General features: G+C 39.2%; 2 protein-coding genes and 1 pseudogene. All 3 read left to right on the top strand.

Annotation, left to right across the window (positions count from 1 at the left end):
* A pseudogene (locus L4C32_RS20605) lies at positions 1-430 on the top strand (hypothetical protein); the annotation flags it as partial.
* A 250-nt stretch (positions 431-680) separates the two neighbouring features.
* On the top strand, positions 681-920 hold the full coding sequence (locus tag L4C32_RS20610) for a type II toxin-antitoxin system ParD family antitoxin (RefSeq protein ID WP_428198766.1): 240 nt from the start codon (positions 681-683) through the stop codon (positions 918-920).
* Positions 920-1,213 carry a type II toxin-antitoxin system RelE/ParE family toxin gene (locus L4C32_RS20615; protein ID WP_428198767.1) on the top strand — a complete coding sequence of 98 codons (294 nt, stop codon included), beginning with the start codon at positions 920-922 and terminating at the stop codon, positions 1,211-1,213. The genes L4C32_RS20610 and L4C32_RS20615 overlap by 1 nt, the downstream gene beginning before the upstream one ends.
* The last annotated feature ends 44 nt before the right edge of the window (positions 1,214-1,257 follow it).

The raw sequence follows: 1,257 nt of genomic DNA on the forward strand, positions 1-1,257 counted from the left end.
GGCTTATGTCGATTTAAATCCGATTCGAGCCAGCATGGCAGACTCACTTGAAACCTCTGATTTCACCTCAGTCAAAGAGCGGCTCGCTGCCCTTAAATCGAACAAGTTAACTCCTCCTTGCCTGCATCCCTTCATTGGTAACCCAACCAACGAGTTGATTAAAGGCATTCCGTTTAGATTGGATGACTATCTGGAGCTTGTCGATTGGAGCGGGAAACAGATAAAGCCGAATAAGCGCGGCGCGATTGACGCCTCTGCCCCACCTGTTTTACAACAATTGAACTTTGAACAGAAAGAGTGGCTAAAACTCTGCAATACTCTTGAGAAGAACCGAGCCAGTATAGTGGGAGAGGTGAAATCGTACTCCCACGCTATCCATAAATTGAACCGGAAACGAAGCACCGGGCTTAAAATCACCACTGCCGCGTAAAAACCCTTCCTAACACACACTCAACACGCCTGAAGATCGATAACTGACAGTTTTAGTACCGAATTCTGTCTATTTCGATACTTTTAGCCACCAACCTTCTCTGAGAACACAAAATATGAGGATGCCGTTGTTGCTTGGATTTAGGTTTCGTTAGGGTGAGTGTCCCTGTATTTGTTTGTCCGTTTAATTGCCTTGTTATATTTTTTATACCATAATCCAATATATATTGGTACTTATGAGGTTTTACATTATGGCTAAAAATACAAGCGTAACATTAGGAGAGCATTTTGATCAATTTATAAATCAGCAACTTAACACTGGCCGATATGGCTCAGCAAGTGAAGTTGTTAGAGCGGGCTTAAGAGTGCTAGAAGATCAAGAAACAAAAATACTTAATTTACGCAATATGCTCGTTGAGGGTGAGAATAGTGGTGTTTCAGATTATTCATATGATTCGTTAATTACTGAGTTGGATAAAGACAATCACTAATGACGACATTTAAAGTATCAGGTAAAGCTAAGACAGATTTAATAAAAATAGCCAAATACAGCCAGTTAACATGGGGTACAGCACAAAGAAATAATTATTTAAAATTGATGGATGCTGCCTTCCACCAATTAGCTAATGAACCATTACTTGGAGTAAGCTGTAATTATATCAGGGAAGGATATCGGAAACGGCCTCAAGGCAGTCATGTTATTTATTATAAAGAGCATAAAGCCAATCAAATTCTAATAGTGCGTATATTGCATAAAAGTATGGATGTTAACTCCGCACTCTAGAAAAATATAACAGCTTAATAAGATGCAAAATGCATTGTTTAAAC

It is taken from the genome of Aliivibrio kagoshimensis (genome assembly GCF_050337105.1).
GTDB lineage: Bacteria > Pseudomonadota > Gammaproteobacteria > Enterobacterales > Vibrionaceae > Aliivibrio_A > Aliivibrio_A kagoshimensis.